At 40.6% G+C, this 22,042-nt stretch carries 22 protein-coding genes; 19 read left to right on the top strand and 3 right to left on the bottom strand.

Annotated elements, in window-relative coordinates; translation table 11 throughout:
- The coding region (locus RTK36_RS13745) for an HD domain-containing protein (RefSeq protein WP_312047812.1) at positions 1–526 on the top strand (526 nt) is incomplete at its 5' end.
- A gap of 235 nt (positions 527–761) precedes the next feature.
- Here the strand turns inward: RTK36_RS13745 and RTK36_RS13740 are convergent.
- A complete protein-coding gene (locus tag RTK36_RS13740; RefSeq protein WP_312047811.1) occupies positions 762–2,093 on the bottom strand; it encodes an MATE family efflux transporter in 1,332 nt (443 codons plus the stop codon).
- A 265-nt stretch (positions 2,094–2,358) separates the two neighbouring features.
- Positions 2,359–4,125 (bottom strand): Rqc2 family fibronectin-binding protein, encoded by a 1,767-nt coding sequence (locus RTK36_RS13735; RefSeq protein WP_312047810.1) that lies wholly within the window; start codon positions 4,123–4,125, stop codon positions 2,359–2,361.
- Positions 4,126–4,427: 302 nt separating this feature from the next.
- On the opposite strand from RTK36_RS13735, the gene RTK36_RS13730 reads away from it, so the two are divergent.
- The 16 genes from RTK36_RS13730 to RTK36_RS13655 all read left to right on the top strand — a co-directional run bounded on the left by RTK36_RS13730 (position 4,428) and on the right by RTK36_RS13655 (position 19,938).
- Positions 4,428–5,315: a YicC/YloC family endoribonuclease gene (locus RTK36_RS13730; RefSeq protein WP_312047809.1), complete on the top strand. Its 888-nt coding sequence runs from the start codon at positions 4,428–4,430 to the stop codon at positions 5,313–5,315.
- A 13-nt stretch (positions 5,316–5,328) separates the two neighbouring features.
- Entirely contained in the window at positions 5,329–5,586 is a 258-nt protein-coding gene (locus RTK36_RS13725; RefSeq protein WP_312047808.1) for a DUF370 domain-containing protein, read from the top strand.
- Between the two features lie 2 nt (positions 5,587–5,588).
- Positions 5,589–6,197, top strand: coding sequence for a guanylate kinase (gene gmk / locus RTK36_RS13720; protein WP_312047807.1), 609 nt, complete (start codon positions 5,589–5,591; stop codon positions 6,195–6,197).
- Positions 6,198–6,199: 2 nt separating this feature from the next.
- A complete protein-coding gene (gene rpoZ, locus RTK36_RS13715; RefSeq protein WP_312047806.1) occupies positions 6,200–6,493 on the top strand; it encodes a DNA-directed RNA polymerase subunit omega in 294 nt (97 codons plus the stop codon).
- Between the two features lie 98 nt (positions 6,494–6,591).
- Positions 6,592–9,042, top strand: a complete 2,451-nt coding sequence (gene priA / locus RTK36_RS13710) for a primosomal protein N' (protein WP_312047805.1) — start codon at positions 6,592–6,594, stop codon at positions 9,040–9,042.
- Between the two features lie 196 nt (positions 9,043–9,238).
- Positions 9,239–9,700, top strand: a complete 462-nt coding sequence (gene def / locus RTK36_RS13705) for a peptide deformylase (protein WP_312047804.1) — start codon at positions 9,239–9,241, stop codon at positions 9,698–9,700.
- Positions 9,701–9,713: 13 nt separating this feature from the next.
- Entirely contained in the window at positions 9,714–10,643 is a 930-nt protein-coding gene (gene fmt, locus RTK36_RS13700; protein WP_312047803.1) for a methionyl-tRNA formyltransferase, read from the top strand.
- Between the two features lie 94 nt (positions 10,644–10,737).
- Complete coding sequence (locus tag RTK36_RS13695; protein WP_312047802.1) at positions 10,738–11,412, top strand: zinc metallopeptidase; 675 nt, start codon at positions 10,738–10,740, stop codon at positions 11,410–11,412.
- A 404-nt stretch (positions 11,413–11,816) separates the two neighbouring features.
- The gene (gene rsmB / locus RTK36_RS13690; RefSeq protein ID WP_312047801.1) at positions 11,817–13,160 is read left to right on the top strand and encodes a 16S rRNA (cytosine(967)-C(5))-methyltransferase RsmB; all 1,344 of its coding nucleotides are present in this window, start codon (positions 11,817–11,819) and stop codon (positions 13,158–13,160) included.
- A 2-nt stretch (positions 13,161–13,162) separates the two neighbouring features.
- The gene (rlmN, locus tag RTK36_RS13685) at positions 13,163–14,212 is read left to right on the top strand and encodes a 23S rRNA (adenine(2503)-C(2))-methyltransferase RlmN (protein ID WP_312047800.1); all 1,050 of its coding nucleotides are present in this window, start codon (positions 13,163–13,165) and stop codon (positions 14,210–14,212) included.
- A gap of 75 nt (positions 14,213–14,287) precedes the next feature.
- A complete protein-coding gene (locus RTK36_RS13680) occupies positions 14,288–15,031 on the top strand; it encodes a Stp1/IreP family PP2C-type Ser/Thr phosphatase (RefSeq protein ID WP_312047799.1) in 744 nt (247 codons plus the stop codon).
- Positions 15,031–17,421 (top strand): protein kinase domain-containing protein, encoded by a 2,391-nt coding sequence (locus tag RTK36_RS13675; protein WP_312047798.1) that lies wholly within the window; start codon positions 15,031–15,033, stop codon positions 17,419–17,421. Before RTK36_RS13680 ends, RTK36_RS13675 begins: the two co-directional genes overlap by 1 nt.
- Before the next feature lie 12 nt (positions 17,422–17,433).
- On the top strand, positions 17,434–18,315 hold the full coding sequence (gene rsgA, locus RTK36_RS13670; protein WP_312047797.1) for a ribosome small subunit-dependent GTPase A: 882 nt from the start codon (positions 17,434–17,436) through the stop codon (positions 18,313–18,315).
- A gap of 1 nt (position 18,316) precedes the next feature.
- Entirely contained in the window at positions 18,317–18,982 is a 666-nt protein-coding gene (gene rpe / locus RTK36_RS13665; RefSeq protein ID WP_312047796.1) for a ribulose-phosphate 3-epimerase, read from the top strand.
- Between the two features lies 1 nt (position 18,983).
- Positions 18,984–19,622, top strand: a complete 639-nt coding sequence (locus RTK36_RS13660; protein WP_312047795.1) for a thiamine diphosphokinase — start codon at positions 18,984–18,986, stop codon at positions 19,620–19,622.
- Positions 19,623–19,734: 112 nt separating this feature from the next.
- A complete protein-coding gene (locus tag RTK36_RS13655; protein ID WP_312047794.1) occupies positions 19,735–19,938 on the top strand; it encodes a large ribosomal subunit protein bL28 in 204 nt (67 codons plus the stop codon).
- A gap of 76 nt (positions 19,939–20,014) precedes the next feature.
- On the opposite strand, the gene RTK36_RS13650 is transcribed toward RTK36_RS13655, so the two are convergent.
- The gene (locus RTK36_RS13650) at positions 20,015–20,185 is read right to left on the bottom strand and encodes a hypothetical protein (protein WP_256150092.1); all 171 of its coding nucleotides are present in this window, start codon (positions 20,183–20,185) and stop codon (positions 20,015–20,017) included.
- Between the two features lie 347 nt (positions 20,186–20,532).
- Here RTK36_RS13650 and RTK36_RS13645 point away from each other — a divergent pair, with 347 nt between their 5' ends.
- Together RTK36_RS13645 and RTK36_RS13640 are read left to right on the top strand one after the other, a co-directional pair.
- On the top strand, positions 20,533–21,474 hold the full coding sequence (locus tag RTK36_RS13645; protein ID WP_312047793.1) for a ribonuclease Z: 942 nt from the start codon (positions 20,533–20,535) through the stop codon (positions 21,472–21,474).
- Positions 21,464–22,042: tRNA (adenosine(37)-N6)-threonylcarbamoyltransferase complex transferase subunit TsaD (locus tag RTK36_RS13640; RefSeq protein WP_312047792.1), on the top strand; the 579-nt coding region annotated here is incomplete at its 3' end. The genes RTK36_RS13645 and RTK36_RS13640, both read left to right, overlap by 11 nt.

Raw genomic sequence — 22,042 nt, 5'->3', positions numbered from 1 at the left:
GGCAGGACTTATGGCTGCGGAGCTGGGTGTTGATACAACATTGGCAAAAAGAGCAGGTTTGCTTCATGATATCGGTAAAAGTGTGGATCATGAGATGGAAGGTTCCCATGTTAGCATAGGTGCAGGGCTGTTAAAGCGCTACAAGGAAAATCAGCTAATTATCAATGCAGTTGAGGCACACCACGGTGATGTGGAGCCCCAGAGTATTGTGGCTGTTTTGGTTCAGGCGGCAGATGCCATTTCCGCGGCTAGACCTGGCGCTAGACGTGAAACTTTGGAATCTTATATAAAAAGATTACAGAAGTTGGAAGAAATTGCTGACAACTTCAAAGGTGTTGAAAAATCCTTTGCAATTCAAGCGGGCCGTGAATTGCGAATTGTGATAATACCCGAGGATGTAAATGACGAGGGAATGACGCTTCTTGCAAGAGAAATTGCTAAGAAGATAGAAGAAGAACTGGAATATCCCGGTCAGATTAAGGTAAACTTGATTCGGGAAACCAGAGCAATTGAATACGCAAAATAAGTTTAAAGTCCACCATTTTTGGTGGGCTTTATTTTTTTGCTCTCAATGATAGTACGTTAGGCAACAGATTGAGATAGTGGCGTGATTTTTAAATGTTTAGGGGGAGGGTCAGAATGGACTATGGATATGGTTAATTTTAAAAAGAGAAATGCAAAAGTTTGTTTGCATTTCTCTTTGTTTTTAAGCTTATTTTAATACCAAGTTTGAATTTAATATCAGAGAAACACCTACCTGATTATCGCAAATAATGATATTGCTTATTTCCAATATAAAGCAGGCTAATCGCCAAAATAGCTGTCAATCCCTCAGCGATGGGAATGGAAAGCCAGATTCCGTTGATGCCAAGTACATTGGGCAAGAACAGAATGCAAACGGTAACAAAAAAGAACGTTCTTAGAAACGAAATAATAGCAGAAAGCAATCCATTGGACAATGCCGTGAAAAAAGACGAAGCAAAGATATTAATGCCGGAAAATAAAAAATTCCAAGCGAATATATGATATCCGTGGAGTGCAATTTCATAGGTATCTGTATGTTTAGGCGTAAAAATCGAAATGGTTGGAATTGCCATAAAAAAAGAAAAAACAGAGATTGCAACCGACGACACCAAAATAATTTGAGTGCATAGTTTAAACATACTTTTCATTCTTTGGTTATTCCTACTTCCGTAAATGTAGCTGAAAATAGGAGCAGCACCGTTGGAAAAGCCCATATATGCTGCTGAAAATAGAAATTGGGTATATAGAATGATTGTGATTGCAGCAACGCCATTTTGTCCTAGAGTTTTCATCATTGTTAGGTTAAACAGAAAGGTGGTGACTGCCATTGCTGCTGAGGTCACCATTTCTGAGGAACCGTTTAGAATACTGGAAAGTATGGCTTTTCCATTCCACTTTGGTTTTACAAAATATAGAATAGCCCTGGGTTTTGCGAAATACCAAAGGGGGAATAACCCTCCAATAAGAAAACTGGATGCAGTGCCCCAAGCGGCTCCTGCAATTCCCCAATCCAGCACCACGATAAATAGATAGTCAAAAAAGATATTTGAAACACCTGAAATGACATTCAACCATAGGCCAAGGTGTGGTTTTCCTGCTGTTACGAATAAGGTTTGAAACAGCACTTGAATTACGGCAACAAAATATAAAGACATAAGAATTTTGCCATAATCTATGCAGTAGGGCAAAAGGGAATTATTTGCGCCTAAAAAGCGGCATAAAGGGCTAATAAAGATAAAAGAAACACCAGAGAGAATGAACCCTAATAGTGCGCTAAAAGCGATAATTAAAGTAAAGCTGCTTCGTGCCTCGTCTGTTCGCCCTTCCCCTAACTGACGACCGATGACCGCACTGCCGCCTGTACCCAGCATAATGCCCACACCCATTAAAATATTGATGAGGGGAAATACAATATTGGTAGCTGATAAAGCTTCTGTACCTACATATCGAGCGACAAAGATACCGTCTACAATAGTATAGGTAGCCACAAACACCAGCATAGTAATGGTGGGAAAGGTAAAACGCAAAAGAGAGGACAAATTAAAATCTTTTGCTAGTTCATTTTGCATAAATAAACCTCAATTCAAAATTAGTAGTCCTAAAGTAACACCGTACAATTGGTGACTGATGACTTGTACGTACGCTTATATGATTGCACTTCTTCCCAGGTTGGAAAAAATACTTTAAATTGAAAACATTGTATTTGTTTACGCATCTGGACAAATCATATAAGAATTAATGGGTAATGCTTTGATGATCAGAAATAACTCGTTAAAAATAGGCGGAATTTTTCCGCCTTTTCTTCGATAGCAATTATCATTTAGGTGCAATCACTTATAAAGATTGCATAGATTTTACCTTTTCTTCATCAGGCGTTACATAAATGGTACGGTTGGTCAAATAAATGACCATACCGGGTTTGGCCCCATTGGGCTTTTTTACATTTTTCCGTTGTGTATAGTCAACCGGAACCATACTGCTATTTTTTGCTTTGCTAAAGAACGCGGCTAAGTTTGAAGCTTCTTCCAATGCTGTATCACTGGCGGTACCTGTTCCGTTGGTACGAATAATAACATGGGAGCCGGGAATTTCTTTGGTATGCAGCCAAATATCCAAGCTGTCTGCAAAGCGCAGCGTAAGCTCATCATTTTGCAGATTGCTCTTTCCTACATATATTTCATAGCCGTCAGAGGAGGTGAAATGCAAAGGCTTTGCTTTTTTTGCCTTAGGCGCACCTTTTTTTGGAGTTTGGCGACGCACAAACCCGCTTTCTGCCAATTCTGTTCTGATTTCCGACAAATCTGCTTCATCAGAGGCATTTTCCAATGCATTTAGCACACTTTCCAAATAAATAAGCTCTTCCTCATTTTGCTTTTCTTGTATTTCTAATGCTGCAAGTGTTCGTTTCGCTTTATTATAACGAGAAAAATATTTTTGTGCGTTTTCCGCGGGGGTTTTTGTGGGGTCTAGTGAGATTTCTATTTCACCCATAGCCTCGTCATAAAAATCTGTGGTGCGGAAGGTCGTGACCCCTTGCGGGATAGCGTAAATATTGGCAGTTAAGAGCTCACCTTTTTTTCTCCAGCTTTCCATATCTGCCACATCTTTGCGGGTTTTTAACTGTATTTCCTTTTTCTTTACACAACGTTCAATGTTTGAGCTAACCAACCGACGCATATCGTGGGCTTTTTGCTTGATGTGAGAAGCATGATCTCGTTCTTGATAGAAGGTTTCTAAAAGTGCTGAAATCGAAGGGAAGGCTTTTTGCTGGAATGCATTAAATTCCGTCATTTCAATTACCCCGAAATCCAAAACCCGATTGGAATTGGGATGGGAGTATAGTTTCGGAGTGAAATTTGCCAGCTTAACCTCCTTCATAACAGCCTGAAAGGCATAAAATAGGGCTTCACCTTTCTCTGGCGTTATCTGCTGACAGGCATCAGAGGGATCTAAAGCGGCACGGAAGCAAATTTCTCCTGCCATAATGGGGCTGATTCCTGTATATGTTTTATATAGAAATTCTTGCAGCTTTTGGCCTGCCTGTAGAGCAAGGGCAAACAAGAAGTCCGCCTTTTCTGCGTCAAGTGGGTTCTTTTTGTTTTGTGAGGGTGGTAAAACATAATCTTTCCCGGGCAATACTTCTCTTACAGAGCTTTTCTCGTGGGAAACACGCTTGATAGAATCTAAAATTCGTCCATTTTCGTCGGTCAAAATTAGATTGCTGTGTTTTCCCATAATCTCTAAAATTAAGTTTTTTATTGTCATATCTCCCATTTCATTTGCAGATTCAATTTTAAGTATAATAATACGTTCAAAATTGGGCTGGCAAATATCAATAATTTTACCCCCTGCAATGTGCTTACGCAAAACCATGCAGAACAAGGGAGCAGTCATAGGATTTTCCCTTGCTGTTTCTGTAAAATGGATTCTTGGATTACTGGAATTTGCAGAAGCTAATATTTTATGGACAACGCCCGTACTTCTTACAGAAAAACGTATTTCATCTGCCACGGGTTGATGAATTTTGTCGATTCTGCCGCCGATTAGATTTGTTTTCAGTTCGTGAATGATAGCTGCTGCGGTAATACCGTCTAAAGCCATGGACGTTCCTCCTTCATTGTTTTCATGTGTCGGTATAGTATAACATAGCAGGAAGAAAATTACACGAAGGAGAAAAATTAAAATTTGATTAAAAAATAAGTGCTAATTTCTAGGTTTTCCTTGATATTTGCGTGTCTATAGGCTATAATGGGGAGCAATGTATGTCTGAAGGATCGACTCACGTCATATGGGTTTTTGGTCTTTTGCAGGCTTTTTTGAGCTTGTTTGCAAAATACAAGCTAACAAAAAAAGCCTCTGTTTGTAATGAAAATTGAAGTGAACGCACAGAGAGGAAAAAGGATATGGGTACAAATGTTAGAAGTATGACGGGATACGGCCGAGGTGAGCACATTGCTGAGGACAGAAAATTTACCATAGAACTAAAATCCGTAAATCATAGATATAATGATATTAGTATTAAATTACCCCGATCTTTAGCTAGCCTTGAAGACAAAATTAAAAAACACATAATGAAACAAGTTTTTCGTGGAAAGACGGATGTTTATGTTAGCTTTGAAACCTTTGCCTTGGATGATGTTGAGGTGAAGCTAAATGAAGCTTTAGCAAAGGCTTACTATGAAAAACTTAAAGTTTTGCAGAGTAGCATTGGCTTTGATGGCGGCAATCTTTTGGATTTGACAGCAAAATTCCCTGATGTGATTACTGTGGAGAAATCCCAAAAGGATGAGTCTGTTATTTGGGATGCATTATTGCCGGCTTTGGATGAGGCGGTAACTCGTTTTGCTTCCATGCGTCAGACAGAGGGGGAAGCTTTAAAAAAAGATATTTTAGCAAAGGGAAAACGAATTCTGACTTTGGTTGGTGAAGTAAAGGAACGTTCTCCTTTGGTTGTTGAGGAATATAGGGAAAAACTGAATAACCGTTTAAAGGATTTATTGGGCGGTATTGATGTGGACCCACAACGCATTGCAACGGAAGTTGCGGTTTTTGCCGACAGAGGTTGTGTGGATGAAGAAATAACCCGTTTGGAAAGCCACTTGGTTCAGCTTGCCGATATTTTGGATAAAGGTGGTCAGGTAGGTAGAAAGTTGGATTTCCTTGTGCAAGAAATGAATAGAGAATCCAATACCATTGCTTCTAAGGCAAATGATATACAAATTGTGCAGGCAACCATCGAACTGAAAAGTGAAATTGAAAAAATTCGCGAGCAGATTCAAAATTTAGAGTAGTTGGGGTGGTGGCATGGAAAGAATTCAATTTTTGAATATCGGATATGGAAATGTAGTATCTGCAAATCGGGTCATTGCCATTGTCAGCCCTGATTCTGCCCCAATTAAGCGCATTGTACAAGAGGGGAAAGAAAAAGGAAATTTAATCGATGCAACCTATGGCAGAAAAACCCGTTGCGTGATTATTATGGATAACGGGCATTTGGTGCTTTCACCCAATATGCCTGAAACAGTGGGCGGCAGGCTTTTATCAGAGCAGAAGGGGAATTAACAATGAAGAAACAAGGTGTATTGCTAATTATTTCCGGGCCTTCCGGTTCAGGTAAGGGTACGGTGGTGGAACAACTTTGTAAAAGAGATAATTTTTCGTTATCTATTTCGGCGACGACAAGATCACCCAGAGATTATGAAATCGATGGAGTGCATTATTTCTTCCATACGAGGGAAGAGTTTTTGCGCATGCAGGAGCATAAAGAGCTTTTAGAGTGGGCAGAATTTTGCGGGAACTATTATGGTACACCCCGTAAATATGTGGTAGAGCAGTTGTCCCAAGGGAAAAACGTAATCCTTGAGATTGAAGTACAGGGCGCGCTTCAGGTGAAGAAAATTTATCCCGATGGCGTTTTGGTTTTTTTGATGCCTCCGAATTTAGAGGAATTGGGTAGACGCCTAACCAATCGAGGCACTGAGGATAAAGATACCATAAACCGTAGAATTCATAGAGCCTTGGAAGAAATGGAATTGGCTCAGGAATATGACTATGTGGTCATTAACGATACCGTTGAAGAGGCTACGGAGGACTTGCTTGCCATTGTTCAGGCAGAAAGAATGAAGTGCAGCAGAAATCCCAACATAAAAAAGATATTTAAAGGAGAGATGTAGGAATGTTAAGACCTTCTTATACAGATTTATTGGAAGTTATCAATGAAGAAACAGATGATATTACTTTAGGCAGTAGATATACCATCGTGATTGCGGCAGCAAAAAGGGCAAGACAGCTTGTGGATCACGCAGAGCCTTTGATAAGCAAGATTAAAGTGGATAAACCCGTTTCTATTGCAGTGAATGAGCTTTACGAAGGGAAAATCAAGGTGCGTCAGGCTAAAGAAGTTATTTATGAGGGTGAAATGATTCTCAGAGATGACACTGCGGAATTTATGGAACCAACGGAAGATTAAGAATTGAGGGCGATAAACATCTTACGCAGATTTTTTGTGAGGTAATTTGTTTATCGCCTTTTTGACAGTATATTTTATTATAGAAGGGGGTGGATAAAATGCGGTATGCCAGAGTTATTGTTGGAATGAACAATCCACAGACCGATCGGGTATTTGACTACCACATTCCCGAAGTTTTTCGAGATGAAGCGAAGGAAGGAGTTCGTGTGATTGTACCTTTTGGGAGGAAAAACACCAAAACAGAGGGATACATACTTTCTTTGGCTTACGAAAGCGAGATTCCCCCTGATAAGCTAAAAGATATCCTTGAGATTCTCGATGATGGCAAACCTATTTTTACCCCTCAAATGCTCCATTTAGCACAATGGATGAAGGAAAACTATTTTTGCACGTTGAGCCAGTGCTTGCAAGCCATTATGCCCACGGGGATTAAAACCAAAAGCATATGGCAAGTGGCTCTGAATGAAAATGCGGACATCTCTGCATGTAAAGGTGGGGAGATGGCGGTGTTAGAGGCCTTGAAAGAAATGGGCAATACCGTAGACTTGAGTGAACTGGAAAAAGTATTGGGCAGCGCCGGTAAATACGCAGTGCGACAGTTGCAAAAAAAGAAAATACTTCTCCTGAAACAAAAGATGATTCGCTCGGAATATAAAATGGAACAACGTTTTTATTCCATCAACGAAGGCTCTTCTATGTGGGAAGAGGTCTTGAAAAAAGCAGAAGTAGACAAGCGTCTTTTAGGACAAAGAAAACTCTTGCAATTATTGAAAGAAAAAGGTGAAGTTTCCCTCGAGGAAATTAAAAAAAGCGGAATTAGTGAATCACCGTTAAAGACCCTTTTGAAAAAAGGAGTCTTATCGGAACGAAGAAACCAAAGAAAAAGAGAGGTTTTTTCTCTTGAGGATTATGAAAGAACCATGCCTTTTTATCCAACGGAAGAACAAAGAAAGGCACTTGAAGAAATTGAACATCAAATGAATTTGGAAAAGAAGAAGCCAATTCTCCTCCATGGAATTACTGGAAGTGGGAAAACGGAAATTTATATGCAAAGCATTGCAAAAATACTTGCCATGGGAAAACAGGCGGTGGTATTGGTTCCTGAAATCTCTCTAACACCTCAAATGATGGAGCGATTTATTTCTCGCTTTGGTGATGTTGTGTCCATTACCCATAGCAGGCTTTCCCCTGGGGAACGGCTTGATCAATGGAAAAAAGCCAGAGATGGAGAGATTTCTGTCATGATCGGTCCCAGATCAGCACTGTTTATGCCTTTTACTGATTTGGGAATGATTATCATTGATGAGGTGCATGACAACAGTTATATTTCAGATATTACGCCGAAGTATGATGTAAGAGAAGCGGCAAAGATGCTTGCGGAGGATACAGGTGCGCTTTTATTAATGGGCAGCGCAACGCCTGATTTGGTGAGCTACCATAAGGCAAGGCAAGGAGAATATCTCCTTTTGGAACTGAAAGAAAGAACAGGAGGGGGAGCTCTTCCTCGAATGGAAATCATTGATATGTGCAAAGAGCTGGAGGAGGGCAATCGCTCCGCCTTTAGCGGGGTTTTACAAGAGGAGATTGGAAGGGCTTTAGAGAAAGGTCAGCAAACCATGCTATTTTTAAATAGAAGAGGTTTTGCAACCTTTGTGTCCTGCCGCAGCTGCGGTCATGTGATGCGATGTCCTGAGTGTGGTATTTCTTATACATATCATGCAAAAGAAGAAGTGCTGATGTGCCATTATTGCGGTAAGACAGTGGAAAGCCCCCGTAATTGCCCTGCTTGCGGTTCCAAGTACATTCGTTATTTTGGAACTGGTCCCCAAAAAATTGAGGAAGAAGCAAAGCGGCTATTTCCAAAAGCCAATATTCTTCGAATGGACTTAGATACCACTACGGGGAAAAACAGTCATAATCAAATTTTAGAGGCATTTCGCAACGGACAAGCCGATATTCTTGTGGGTACACAAATGATTGCAAAGGGGCATGATTTCCCCAATGTAACTTTGGTTGGGATTATGGCTGCTGACACGTCTCTAAATACCGGTAGTTTTTATGCGTCTGAAAACACCTTTCAATTAATTACCCAGGCTGGGGGGCGGGCCGGCAGGACTGATGATAGAGGAAAGGTTTATATCCAAACCTATCAGCCGAAACATTACTGCATTACCCATGCGGCTGAGCAAAATTATAAGGGGTTTTATGAGGAAGAAATTTTATTACGCGAGATGATGGGATATCCTCCCTTTGGTGCATTTTGCTCTGTGGTAATAAGCGGAGAAGATGGTGGGGAGACAGCAAGAGCGGCCGATGTTCTGGGGGGAATATTACAGGCAGAAAATAGAGAGAATAACTTCTTTATTATGGGGCCTGTGCCGGCAATGCTGTTTAAATTCAGAGGAGAATACCGACAACGGATTTTGATACAAGGGCCAGAAGAGAATGCATTGGTTCAATTTGTAGTCGAATGTGTGGGTAAAGGAGAACATAATGTGGGGAAGGGAATCCATTTTCAATTAACCCGAAATCCTTTGAATATTGTATAATAGAATACTTTATGTTAAAATATAGGGTAAACCCTGTTTTTTATCGTTATTTGGATGGGAAAAAGTTTTTTGGGGATTTGAAGTATTGAAGTTAAAGATAGAAAAGTAAAAAATGAAATTTTCTAGTGAATTTATGAAATTTTATAAATTCTGAAGATCGTTTTTGTATGGATAGTATTTGTAGGAGGTAAGATAAATGGCAACAAGAGAAATTCGCTTAAGTACAGATGAAATTTTGAGAAAAGTTTGTAAACCAGTAAAGGCAATTAATGAAAACACACTTACGCTGTTGGACGATATGGCTGAAACTATGTATGCTGCAAATGGTGTTGGTCTTGCCGCACCTCAGGTAGGTATTTTAAAGAGAATAGTTACTATTGATATTGGGGAGGGTTTGATTGAACTGATTAACCCTGTTGTTGTCGAAAAAAGGGGTTCTCAAATTGACTATGAGGCGTGCTTAAGCGTTCCCGGAAGAAGTGAATTGGTTGATCGGCCCGAATATGTTCGTGTGGAAGCCTTAAACCGCCATGGTGAGAAGATTGTTGTGGAGGGAGAAGAGTTGATGGCTGTGGCTCTTTGCCACGAAACAGATCATCTAGATGGAGTTTTATATATTGACAAAGCCATTCCACCGGAAGATGTGGAAGAGGTTTAAGGAGGAATAACTCATGAGAGTGATTTTTATGGGTACACCGGATTTTGCGGTGTATTCTTTAAAGGCATTGCTGACACAGCATGAGGTAATTGCTGTTGTGAGTCAGCCGGATAAGCCTAAAGGCAGAGGGAAAAAACTGACCCCTACCCCTGTTAAGGAGTTTGCACTGGAGCAAGGCATTCAGGTATATCAGCCTGAAAAGGCAAGAGACCCTGAATTTGTTGCCTTACTGAAAGAGCTGAATCCCGATGTGATAGCAGTAACTGCTTTCGGACAGATATTACCTGAAAGTATTTTGAATATTCCCAAATACGGTTGTATTAACGTACATGGCTCTTTACTCCCCAAGTATCGTGGGGCTGCGCCAATGCAATGGTCTATTATAAATGGTGAAAAAGTAACGGGAATTACCACGATGTTTATGGCAAAGGGCATGGATACGGGGGATATGCTTTTAAAGACGGAAGTACCAATCACACCCGAGGACAATTTTGCTTCTGTTCATGATAAAATGGCATTGGCGGGTGCAGATTTGCTTCTGGAGACTTTGACTGCCTTGCAGGCAGGAACAGTGGAAAGAATTCCTCAGAATCATGAGGAGGCAACTTATGCCGCTATGATTACAAAAGAAACAGGGCATATTGATTGGACAAAAAATGCAGAAGAAATTTTGAATCTCATGCGGGGACTAGATCCGACACCGGGAGCATATACAATGTACGAAGGGGAGCCTTTAAAACTTTTTAAAGGAACCAAAACGGAAGGGGACTATCGCCAGGGGAAATGCGGCGAAGTTGTTGAAATTACCAAGAAGGGGTTCGTCGTAAAGTGCGGCGATGGGGCATTGATCATCACAGAATTGCAAGCCACAGGCAAAAAGCGAATGCCAGCGGATGCGTACTTGAGAGGTCATGCCATAGATCAGGGCGTCCTTTTACAGTAGTCTTATTCCAAGAAATCTAGCTTACTCGGTGTATCCAGCATATCTATGAAGCGGATTTTCTTAGACTTTTGAAAATTAAAAGGAGGAACCAATTATGTTTATTTTATTAATTCTGGCTATAATACTTACCATGTATGCACAAGCCAATGTTTCAGGCACATACAACAAATATGCCAATGTTCGTAACAAACGAGGCTATACTGGAGCACAAGTAGCAACAATGATGCTGCAAAACGCAGGTATTTATGATGTAAGTGTGGAGAGAGTAGGCGGAAATCTTACAGATCACTATGATCCTCGCACCAAAACACTACGTCTTTCTCAAAATGTATATGACAGTGTATCAGTAGCGGCTTTGGGTGTGGCAGCCCATGAAACAGGCCATGCCATTCAGCATGATGTTGGATATGGCCCTCTTGCACTGAGAAGCTTTTTTTATCCCGTTGCAAATCTAGGGTCTAGATTGGCCATGCCATTAATCTTTATTGGGATGCTTTTTTCCAGTCACAGCGGTTATTTGATGATTCAGATCGGCATACTCTTCTTTGCGGCATCGGTAGTTTTTACACTAATCACTTTGCCTGTGGAGTTTGATGCATCTGCCAGAGCAACTGAACTTTTAGTTGAGCAGAACTTTTTGGACGAAAGTGAAGTTGAGGGTTCAAAAAAGGTATTACGGGCAGCAGCATTAACCTATGTTGCGGCGGCCATTGTGGCAGTCCTTCAGCTATTACGTTTGATTGGTATTTTTGGAAGAAGAAGTGACTAATTATCATAAGAAGGCTGATTTTTCATTTTGAAAATCGGCCTTTTGCCATTTCTTGTGAAAGTATGAAATCCTCGGAGAAATGGCGAAAAATGTTGCTCTATGGCACCGAATACTTTATAATAATAATTTAGTGGATTAGGAAACACCATATTAGTATTGATGGCAAGCTGCATCCTTTGTTTGAAAAGGGCGGACAGTTTCTATTCAGTGATAAACGAACAGAATGGTGGATGATACCATCCGTTTCAGATTATCGAATGATATATAAAGCGAGAGGGTTTCTGAGTAGAATCTGCAAGATGGGCTTCGACTGATATTGGTAAAAAAATATAAAGGAACCGAGCTTTTTTCAACGGGTGTCGACATCCGTGTTCGATGACATTCCTGATGAAGGGGTAAATAAAATGATACAGATTAATCCAAGAGAGATTGCCGCCGAGGCTATAATGGAAATTATGGAAGACGGGGCATATAACAATATGGCTTTAAGAAGGCTTCTGCGCCAAAATGGGGCAATGCCGCCGAAGGATAGAGCCATGGTAACAGAAATAGTAAACGGAACTTTGCGAAATATATACTATATTGACCATGTCATCAATCAGTTTTCTAAAACCAAAACGGAAAAAATGAAGCCATGGATTTTGGCGGTGATGCGTACCGCTGTCTACCAAATGTACTTTATGAAGATACCCGATTCTGCAGCATGCAACGAAGGCGTAAAATTGATTGCAGAACGAGGATTGGAACCGTTAAAAGGGTTTGTAAATGGTGTTTTACGCACCGTAGGGCGGGAAAAAGAAAAGATTACCTTGCCCCAGAGGGGTACGGCTGAGTTTTTGCATATTCAATATTCTCACCCCCTTTGGCTGATTAAAATGTGGCTTGCATATTTTGGATATGAAGAGACGGAAAATCTTTGTAGAGGGAATAATTGCTCTCCCGATGTAACCATACGGGTAAATACGTTAAAAACCCAAAAAGCTTTTTTGAAAAAGGATTTAGAAAAGGTAGGCACAACAGTAGCCGATGGCAGACTGGTTTCTTCTGCCTTGCATTTAAAGAAAACAGCTGATATTGGAAGGTTAAAAGCCTTTGCTGAGGGATTGTTTCATGTGCAAGATGAAAGCTCTCAGCTTGCAATTGAGATTATGAATCCCCAAAAAGGAGAAACAATTCTTGATCTGTGTGCCGCGCCAGGAGGAAAAAGTTTTACCATTGCTGAAAAAATGGAAAATGAAGGACGGCTTGTATGCGGCGATATATATGAGCATAAAATAGAATTAATATCCCAAGGTGCTGAGCGACTTGGCATTACAATCATTGAGCCTATTCAGCAGGACGCTACGCAGTTTTGCAATAATTATGCAGATACCTTTGACCGTGTTTTGGTGGATGCACCCTGCTCTGGTCTAGGATTGATGGGTAAAAAACCCGATATTCGATTAAAGAAAAATGGAGATGAAATTGATCATTTGGTGCCCATTCAGCGTCAAATCCTGGAAAATGGGGCAAGATATGTGAAGCAAGGTGGAATATTGATTTATAGTACGTGTACCCTATGTAAAAAGGAAAACGAAAAAAACGTGGAGTGGTTTTTAAAAAATCACCCCGATTTTACAGCAGAGAATATTACGGAGTTTCTGCCCCAGACCCTTTGGCAGGAAACCGCTGAAAATGGGTATATTACACTGTTACCCCATAAAAGCAATACGGATGGATTCTTTATTGCGAAATTGAGAAGAGGATAAACATGGCAAAAAACGATTTAAAATCCATGAGTTTAGAAGAATTACAGCTTTTTCTGTCTGATATGAAGGAACCCAAATTTCGTGGAAAACAGGTTTTTGAATGGATCCATAAAAAACAAGTATCTTCCTTTGATGAGATGACTAATCTTTCTAAGAGCCTGAGAGAAAAGCTACAGCAAAATGCCGTTTTAGGCGGCGTAGAAATGGTTCGTAGATTGGTATCTCAGGTTGATGGAACAAGAAAATATCTTTTTGCTTTGGAGAATGATTCCGTCATTGAGAGCGTATTGATGAAATATGAGTATGGAAATACTGTGTGCATTTCAACCCAGGCGGGATGTCGTATGGGTTGTAAATTTTGTGCCTCTACCTTAGATGGTGTGGAGCGGAATTTGACGGCAGGAGAAATGCTTTCTCAAGTTTATGAGATACAAAGGGATTGTGGTGAGCGCATTAGCGGCGTGGTGTTGATGGGCAGTGGAGAGCCTTTGGATAATTACGAAAATGTGGTAAAATTTATACATTTAATCAACCATCCGGATGGGCAGAATATGGGGCAAAGACATATAACCCTTTCAACCTGTGGGTTAATTGAAAAAATGTATCAGTTGGAAGAGGAGCATTTGCAAATTACCCTTGCGGTATCTCTTCACGCACCCAACGATGAAATAAGGAAGAGCATTATGCCAGTGGCAAGGGCAAATTCAATGGATCGCTTATTGGTTGCTTGCCGTGATTATGCTGAGAAAACGAAGCGGAGGATTACATTTGAATATGCAATGATGCGTGGGGTAAACGATAGTGATGAATGTGCCCTAGAATTAGCCAAAAAACTTCGGGATATGCTTTGCCATGTAAACTTAATTCCTGTGAATGACGTGAAGGAGCGTGAATATACAAAAAGCTCCAATGATAGAGTGAAGCGATTTGCGGCGTTGTTGCAAGAAAATGGAGTGGAAACCACCATTCGCAGAAAATTAGGCAGTGATATTGATGCAGCCTGCGGTCAGCTAAGACGCAGTCATTTAAAAGAAAAAAGAGAGTTATCATAGTAATCGATTTCTAAAAAAGAGGTTAAGCTTGAGGATAATTCATTACGGATTTTGTACACCGGGGAGGTGGATTGCTTGAAAGCGATAGGTATCAGTGATATTGGTAAATGCAGAAAGAATAATGAGGATGCCCTTTATGTGCCTTTACCTGAAGATGAGATTCAAAACCTGTTTATTGTTGCAGACGGTATGGGAGGCTGCAATGCCGGAGAAGTAGCCAGTCAATATGCCATTGACTCGTTTTTAGAATATATTAAAAAGGAAAGAGATTCTCATAGCGAGGATGATATTCCTGATTTATTGGCGGAAGCCGTGGCAGCATCCAATCGGGCTGTTTATGAAAAATCCAATTCTGAACGGGAATTTGCGGAGATGGGTACAACCATGGTTGCCGCTGCTGTTCAGGATGGAAAAATTTTTGTAGCATATGTTGGGGACAGCCGTGCTTATTTATTTCGCAAAAAAGAGTTAAATCCCCTTACTACAGACCATTCTTATGTTATGGAATTGGTCCGACTGGGCTCCATCACGAAGGAGGAAGCGGCAAGTCATCCTAAAAGAAATATTATTACCCGTGCTGTGGGGATCAAAGAAACCGTTGAAACAGATGCAGTTGTGGAGAATGCACTAAAGGGTGATATTTTACTCCTTTGTACCGATGGACTTTCTGGGATGGTATCGGATAAGGAAATGGCGGAAGTGATAGGCAAGCGGATTACCTTGGAAAAAAAGGCGCAGAGATTGGTTGAAATGGCCAATGAAAGAGGCGGATATGATAATATTTCCTTGATTTTGGTTGATGTAGGAGGTAAGAACTAATGTTGTTGAATCCCGGAACTATCCTTGGGGATAGATATGAGATTATTGAGAAAATTGGCTCCGGTGGTATGGCGATGGTATATCGGGGCAAGGATAAGAAACTGGATAGATATGTTACCGTTAAGGTTTTGCGTGAGGAGTTTATCGGAGATGATGAATTTATTGAGAGATTTCGCTCCGAAGCTTGCTCCGCTGCAAGGCTTTCCCATCCCAACATTGTTCGTGTTTATGATGTTGGAGAGGATGGCGAAACCAATTATATTGTTATGGAATATATTCACGGGGACACTTTAAAGCAAGCAATTCGTCAAAAGGCTCCCTTTGACTCCCGTTCTACCCTAAATGTTTCCATTCAGATTGCTTCTGCATTGGCTCAAGCCCATAAGGGGCACATCATACATAGAGATATTAAGCCTCAGAATATTTTGGTTGGGACGGATGGAGTGATTAAAGTTACAGACTTCGGTATTGCTAGAGCGGCCACAGTATCCACCATGACCACTACAGCTAATGCAGCGGGTTCTGTTCATTATTTTTCTCCTGAGCAGGCACGGGGTGGTTATGTGGATGAAAAGAGTGATATTTACTCTTTGGGTATCACTATGTTTGAAATGATTACCGGTGTTTTGCCCTTTCATGGGCATAATTCTGTCTCCATTGCCCTAAAGCACATCAGTGAGGAGTTGCCTGATATTCGGCAATATAACCCCAATTGTACCCCGGCAATCGAGGGCATTATAAAAAAGGCAACGATGAAAAAAGCGGATGAAAGATATGCTACCGTTGAGCTGATGCTAGCAGATTTGTTGAAAGCAAGGACAGATACGGCGGGGGGATTTTTACATACAGAAATACCTGTAAAAAAAGAAGTTGAAGCAGCGGTTACGGCAGCGACCTTAGCGGGAACAGTGGGCGGTAGTACACACGGCGTACGTCGCTCAAGAAGAGCGGAAGTGGCTGCGGAGCTTAGAGAACAACAAAATCTGGAAGAAAAAACAGAAGAGGCTAGTTCATCCAATTCTGCATCAACTACTGGAGAAAAAGAAGAATTAGAGGCAACTAAATCGGCAGACCCAAAAGAAGTTGAATTTATCAGAATGAATAAAAATACTTTTTCTGAGAAAACAGAGGAAGTAGAAGCACAGCCTGAAAGAGAACCAATGGTGAGCTTTGAAAAATACGGTAAGAAGCTTCGCTTATCAAAAGAAGACGATTATGAAAATGAATATGTGGAGGCGGAGCCTGTGAAAACAAGTAAAAGGCCCAATAAAATGCGTAGAAATCCCAGAAAAGAAGGGGATTATGGAAATGAACATGACCGTAAAGCGGAGAAGAAAGTTATTTTTGCTGCAATTGTGACCGCTTTGGTAATTATTGGAGTAATCTCCGTTTTAGGGATGAAACTTTTAAGTGGCGGTTTGATTGCATCGGAGAAGAACATTGAAGTTCCTACCTTTATTGGTGTACCACTTAGCGATGCCCAAGCGGCAGCAAAACAAATGGGCTTAGAATTGGTGGAAGAAGGACAAGATTACAGCAACTATTATGATGAAGGATATATTATTTATCAGTCTGTTCAGAAGGGCACAAAGGCTTCTTCTGGCACAAAGATTGGGATTAAAACCAGCCTTGGATTGACTTCACAAGACATGCCTTCTTTGATTGGTGAAGATGAAAAAACAGCTACCAGCAAAATTATTTCCCTTGTAGGGACTGCACCCAAAAGTGAGTATGTTTTTGACAAGGATAAAGAGGTTGGCGTTGTATTAGACCAAACACCTAATGTTGGAGCAAGCATTAACGCAAAAACTTCCATTATTTTAAAGGTAAGTAAAGGTGATGAGAATCAGAATGTGTCTGTTCCTAGTGTAATGGGCCTTTCGGAGGAACAGGCGAAAAAAGATTTGACAGTAGTGGGCTTAACTGTTGGCAGTGTATCTTATGCGGAAAGCCAAACTGTGGATAAGGGTAAGGTTATGACACAAACATTAAGTGCTGGACAAGAGGTGTCAAGTGGAAGTATTGTGAATTTGGTAATCAGCTCTGGTAAGGCTGTGGAGAATGAGCCTACCCCAAATGGTAATAATGGAAATACAGATAATAGCAATACAAATAATGGAAATACAGATAATGGAAATAATAATGGCGGCGGTGTGTCCACAACAGGAACAAAGTCATTTACAATTAGTGCACCTAGTGGTTCAGATGGGGATTTATATGTTCGAGTTGTGAAAAATGATGCAGATGGTCTTTTCCCGGTTGTGGATGAGACAAGAAATTCAACACAATTCCCTTATACTGTTTCTATAACTGGTAGAGGAAGTGGCACCGTAAGTTGTTATATTGACGATGAATTGCAATGGACACAAAATGTTAATTTTTCGGAATAAGATGGAGGGCATATGCTTGAAGGCGTAATTGTTAAGGGAATCGGTGGGTTTTATTATATAGATACAAAAAGAGGCGTTTTTGAAACCCGTGCAAGGGGGATTTTCAGAAAAGAGGGCATCCGACCTACGGTTGGTGATCACGTGAAAATTTCCATTTTGGATGAAAAAAACAAAAAAGGTAGTTTGGATGAAATACTGCCAAGAAGAAATGAACTAATTCGCCCTAAAGTGAGCAATGTTGATCAAGCGGTTATTGTTTTTGCGGCAAAAAGTCCTGATATGAACTTAGATTTATTAGATCGGTTTCTGCTCCTTGCGGAGGAGCAGGAACTGGAGATTATCATTGTGTTGAACAAAATTGACAAGGATAAAAACCAGGATTATGAAGAAGTTGCAAAAATTTATAGGCAGGCAGGATATTTGGTGATATGCACCAGTGCAGAGAGTGGCAATGGTGTGGAAGAATTGAGGCAGGCTCTGGAGCATAGTATTTCTGTTTTTGCTGGTCCTTCAGGCGTGGGAAAAAGCAGCTTAATTAATGCGGCATTTCCCGGTCTAGAATTAAGCACTGGGGAACTTAGCCAGAAGATACAACGAGGGCGTCACACAACTAGACATGCGGAGCTGATAAGAATAACGGAAAACAGCTATATTGTGGATTCTCCTGGATTTACTTCCCTGTTTTTAAATCATATTCCATCGGAAAAACTGCAGTACTATTTCAAAGAGTTTGAACCGTTTGTCCATGAATGCTACTATCATGGTTGTATGCATATTAATGAGCCGGATTGTGTTGTAAAGGCACAAATCGGCAAAGCAATTAATCCTATGCGCTACGAACGGTATGTAAATATAGTTCAAGAACTGAAAAAGGAAGAGGAAAGGAAGAAATAAAATGGCAATTTATCTTTCTCCATCAATGCTTTCCATTGATTTTACGAAAATCGGGGAACAGCTGGCAATCATTGAGCAGGCAGGTACTCCATATATTCATTTGGATGTAATGGATGGGGTTTTTGTACCCAATATTTCTTTTGGGATTCCTGTAATAAAAGGAATTCGCAAGGCGAGTAACATGATTTTTGATGCCCATTTAATGATAGTTGAACCTGAAAAATATGTTGAAGAGTTTCGCAAAGCCGGTGCGGATATTATAAACTTCCACTTGGAAGCTACACAAGATCCCAAGAAGGTAATTGATTTAATTCACAGCACAGGGGCAAAGGCAGGCATTACTATTAAGCCTAATACGCCTGTGGAGGCAGTGAAGCCATACTTGAGAGATGTGGAAATGGTTTTGGTTATGACGGTGGAACCGGGCTTTGGTGGACAAAAATTTATGGAGAATCAGGTTCCTAAAATTCATCAATTGGCTATGTGGAAAAAAGAAATGAACTTAGAGTATGATGTTCAAGTTGACGGTGGTATTACCCAGGAAAATGTTAAACTTGTTTTAGATGCTGGAGCAAATGTAATCGTTGCAGGCTCCGCAGTATTCGGAAAAGAGAATATTGCCAAGGCTTGCAAAGATTTTTTTGAAATTTTTAAGGAGTATGAGTAAAATGAAGGCAGTCATTTTTGCAGGTGCAAAAATTTCGGATTATACATTTTGCAAAGAGTATTTAGAAGGCGCCGATGTTCTTATCTGTTGTGATGGTGGGTTGCATCATACTATGGCGATGGGTTTAACTCCCGACTATATTGTTGGGGATTTTGACTCGGTGAGCCAAGAAGTATTGAACTATTATAAAGAAAAAAACATACCTATACACCAGTTTCCAGCCAGAAAAGATGAAACGGACATGCAGCTGGGGATTGCTTTGGCCTTGGAAAAGGGGGCCACAGATTTAATTCTTCTGGGGGGGCTTGGTTCTCGATTTGATCATTCCCTTGCCAATGCCCATTTACTTTTGGGGCTTTTGAAAAAAGGAAAACGAGCTAGATTGGTGGATGAAAATAATTGCGTTGAATTGGCGAATGAGCCGATTACAATACATGGAAAAATTGGGGACTTGGTATCCACCATTCCCTTATCCATGATGGTTAAGGGGATTACCCTTACAGGGTTCGAATATCCCTTGATAAACAGGGATTTGGCATTGGATGATGATATGGTGGCAGTAAGCAATGTTTTGGCAAAAGAAGAGGCAACAATTTATTTTACTGAAGGATATCTTTATGTAATTCGTTCCAAGGATTGAGGAAGAGGAAAAAAAACTCAAATTATCCACTGATTTTCCTTGCAAAACTTTGTCTTTTCTGCTAAAATATCTTTGTTATGTCACATAAAGCAGTAGTGGAGGAGGTGCAGACATGGCTAAATGTGAAATTTGCGAAAAGAGCCAGATGAAAGGTCATAGAATCAGCATTAACCGTAGTCAGGTTAGTAGACGTGCGAATAGAAAGTGGAAACCCAACGTAAAGAAAGTTAAAATCGTTGAAAATAACGGCAATGTAAAATCTATTTACGTTTGCACAAAATGTATGCGTGCAAATAAAGTTACACGTGCAATCTAATTGACCGAGAGCTAAAAGCCTTTTTCCGAGTTTGGAGAAAGGCTTTTTTTCGTTTTATGGAATTATGACGGAATACTTAACACTGATAGAAATTAAAGATAAGCCAAATACCCGCGCCGATAAACAGAAGTGCCAGTAGAGGAATGCAATAGGGTATTAGCACGGCCAGAAGCATTCCTATGCCCAAAGAAACGAAAATAACCCCGCATATCCATTTTAATGGTGTATATCGAAATCTCCTACGCATAAGAACCCCCCCTTAGTATTTCTATTCCGATGAACACGTTTATGTACCTGAAACATAAAATTTTTTTGCATTATAATGAACATTTTGTTTGGGGAGCCAAAAAAGGATTAAATTATACAAAAAATAAAATGTAGGAAAAGGAATGTTCTGAAGTGAGATAGAGCAGATAAGTTTATATCCTTATCATTTGCAAATAAAAAGTTATATAAAATGCAGGTAAACCTTTTTCAAGAAATCAAAAAAAGGAAAAAGTATATTGATGCTTTTCTGTGGCAAAACTTGTATTTTAACAAGGAATACGATATGATGAAAAGTAACGGTAATTTTTAAATTCAAAGGAGAAAGATATGCTTGATATTTGTTTGCTGGGAACAGGCGGAATGATGCCCATGCCCGGAAGATTTTTAACGGCAATGCTGGCCAGAATTAACGGGCGGCTTTTACTGATTGACTGTGGAGAGGGTACGCAGGTGACCATGAAGATGCAAGGGTGGGGGTTCAAATCCATTGATGTGATTTGCATTACCCATTTTCATGCGGATCATATCTCAGGACTCCCTGGGCTTTTGCTAACCATTGGCAATGCAGGAAGGACAGAGCCCCTTACGATAATCGGGCCACAAGGACTTGCTTATATTGTGGAAGGACTTTGCAGGATTTGTCCGGAATTGCCTTTTCCACTAACATATATTGAAATTGGAAAGGATACGCCAAATCCTATTCATGTGGGCAATTTTATGATCTCACACTGTTTGGCGGATCATATGGTGAAATGCTATGCGTATCGCATAGACTTGCAGCGTAGAGGAAAGTTTGATGTAAAGAAGGCGGAAGAATTGGGTCTTCCCAAAACCTTATGGGGCAGTTTGCAAAAGGAAGGCCGCTTAGAGTTTGATGGAAAGACATATACCTCTGACATGGTGTTGGGAAATCCAAGAGCAGGAATAGGCATAGCCTATTGTACAGATAGCAGACCAGCGGACAGACTGCGCAGTTTTATTCGGGGCGTTCAACTTTTTATTTGCGAAGGAATGTATGGCGAGGATGAAAAGATACAAAAAGCAAAGGATAATAAGCATATGCTATTTTCTGAGGCGGCACAGCTAGCCAAGGATGGGGAAGCAGAAGCTCTTTGGCTCACCCACTTCAGCCCTTCTCTCAATGAGCCTGAACTGTTTTTAGAGGTTGCCCAAAATATTTTTCCTAATACGGTATTGGGTTCAGAAAGAATGAGTACCACCATCCTGTTTCCTAAGGATGATTTGGAGGACAAAAAACATGAAAAATGAAAAAGATATTTATATACTAGCAATTGAAAGCTCCTGTGATGAAACGGCGGCTGCCGTTGTGAAAAACGGACGTGAGGTGCTGTCTAACGTCATTTCCTCTCAAATCGACTTGCATACCCTGTATGGTGGCGTTGTGCCTGAGATTGCATCTAGAAAGCACATAGAGGCTATTGATGGGGTAATTACCCAAGCTTTGCAAGAGGCAGGACTAACCCTTCAGGAAGTAGATGCCATTGGGGTTACTTATGGACCCGGCCTGGTAGGTGCGCTTTTAGTGGGCTTGGCAGAGGCGAAGGCCCTTGCTTTTGCAGTGAATAAGCCACTAATTGGCGTACACCACATTGAAGGGCATATTTGTGCAAATTATATCGAGAACAAAGACTTTGAACCCCCCTATATGGCCTTGGTTGTATCGGGAGGGCATTCTCACTTGGTTTATGTCTCAGATTACGGTAAGTATGAAATATTGGGCAAGACCAGAGATGACGCCGCTGGTGAGGCATATGATAAGGTGGCGAGAGTTATTGGAATGGGCTACCCAGGAGGTCCCAAAATTGATGCTGCGGCA

The organism is Anaerotignum sp., from assembly GCF_031981185.1.
Taxonomy (GTDB): Bacteria; Bacillota; Clostridia; order Lachnospirales; family Anaerotignaceae; genus Chakrabartyella.
The sequence above is the reverse complement of the archived record's forward strand: the minus strand, read 5'-3'. Positions and strand labels throughout refer to the sequence as shown.

Coding starts and splice junctions, on each gene's coding strand:
- RTK36_RS13740 (WP_312047811.1), bottom strand. CDS start 2,093: ATGCAAAATGAACTAGCAAAAGATTTTAATTTGTCCTCTCTTTTGCGT.
- RTK36_RS13735 (WP_312047810.1), bottom strand. CDS start 4,125: ATGGCTTTAGACGGTATTACCGCAGCAGCTATCATTCACGAACTGAAA.
- RTK36_RS13730 (WP_312047809.1), top strand. CDS start 4,428: ATGGGTACAAATGTTAGAAGTATGACGGGATACGGCCGAGGTGAGCAC.
- RTK36_RS13725 (WP_312047808.1), top strand. CDS start 5,329: ATGGAAAGAATTCAATTTTTGAATATCGGATATGGAAATGTAGTATCT.
- gmk (WP_312047807.1), top strand. CDS start 5,589: ATGAAGAAACAAGGTGTATTGCTAATTATTTCCGGGCCTTCCGGTTCA.
- rpoZ (WP_312047806.1), top strand. CDS start 6,200: ATGTTAAGACCTTCTTATACAGATTTATTGGAAGTTATCAATGAAGAA.
- priA (WP_312047805.1), top strand. CDS start 6,592: ATGCGGTATGCCAGAGTTATTGTTGGAATGAACAATCCACAGACCGAT.
- def (WP_312047804.1), top strand. CDS start 9,239: ATGGCAACAAGAGAAATTCGCTTAAGTACAGATGAAATTTTGAGAAAA.
- fmt (WP_312047803.1), top strand. CDS start 9,714: ATGAGAGTGATTTTTATGGGTACACCGGATTTTGCGGTGTATTCTTTA.
- RTK36_RS13695 (WP_312047802.1), top strand. CDS start 10,738: ATGTTTATTTTATTAATTCTGGCTATAATACTTACCATGTATGCACAA.
- rsmB (WP_312047801.1), top strand. CDS start 11,817: ATGATACAGATTAATCCAAGAGAGATTGCCGCCGAGGCTATAATGGAA.
- rlmN (WP_312047800.1), top strand. CDS start 13,163: ATGGCAAAAAACGATTTAAAATCCATGAGTTTAGAAGAATTACAGCTT.
- RTK36_RS13675 (WP_312047798.1), top strand. CDS start 15,031: ATGTTGTTGAATCCCGGAACTATCCTTGGGGATAGATATGAGATTATT.
- rsgA (WP_312047797.1), top strand. CDS start 17,434: ATGCTTGAAGGCGTAATTGTTAAGGGAATCGGTGGGTTTTATTATATA.
- rpe (WP_312047796.1), top strand. CDS start 18,317: ATGGCAATTTATCTTTCTCCATCAATGCTTTCCATTGATTTTACGAAA.
- RTK36_RS13660 (WP_312047795.1), top strand. CDS start 18,984: ATGAAGGCAGTCATTTTTGCAGGTGCAAAAATTTCGGATTATACATTT.
- RTK36_RS13655 (WP_312047794.1), top strand. CDS start 19,735: ATGGCTAAATGTGAAATTTGCGAAAAGAGCCAGATGAAAGGTCATAGA.
- RTK36_RS13650 (WP_256150092.1), bottom strand. CDS start 20,185: ATGCGTAGGAGATTTCGATATACACCATTAAAATGGATATGCGGGGTT.
- RTK36_RS13645 (WP_312047793.1), top strand. CDS start 20,533: ATGCTTGATATTTGTTTGCTGGGAACAGGCGGAATGATGCCCATGCCC.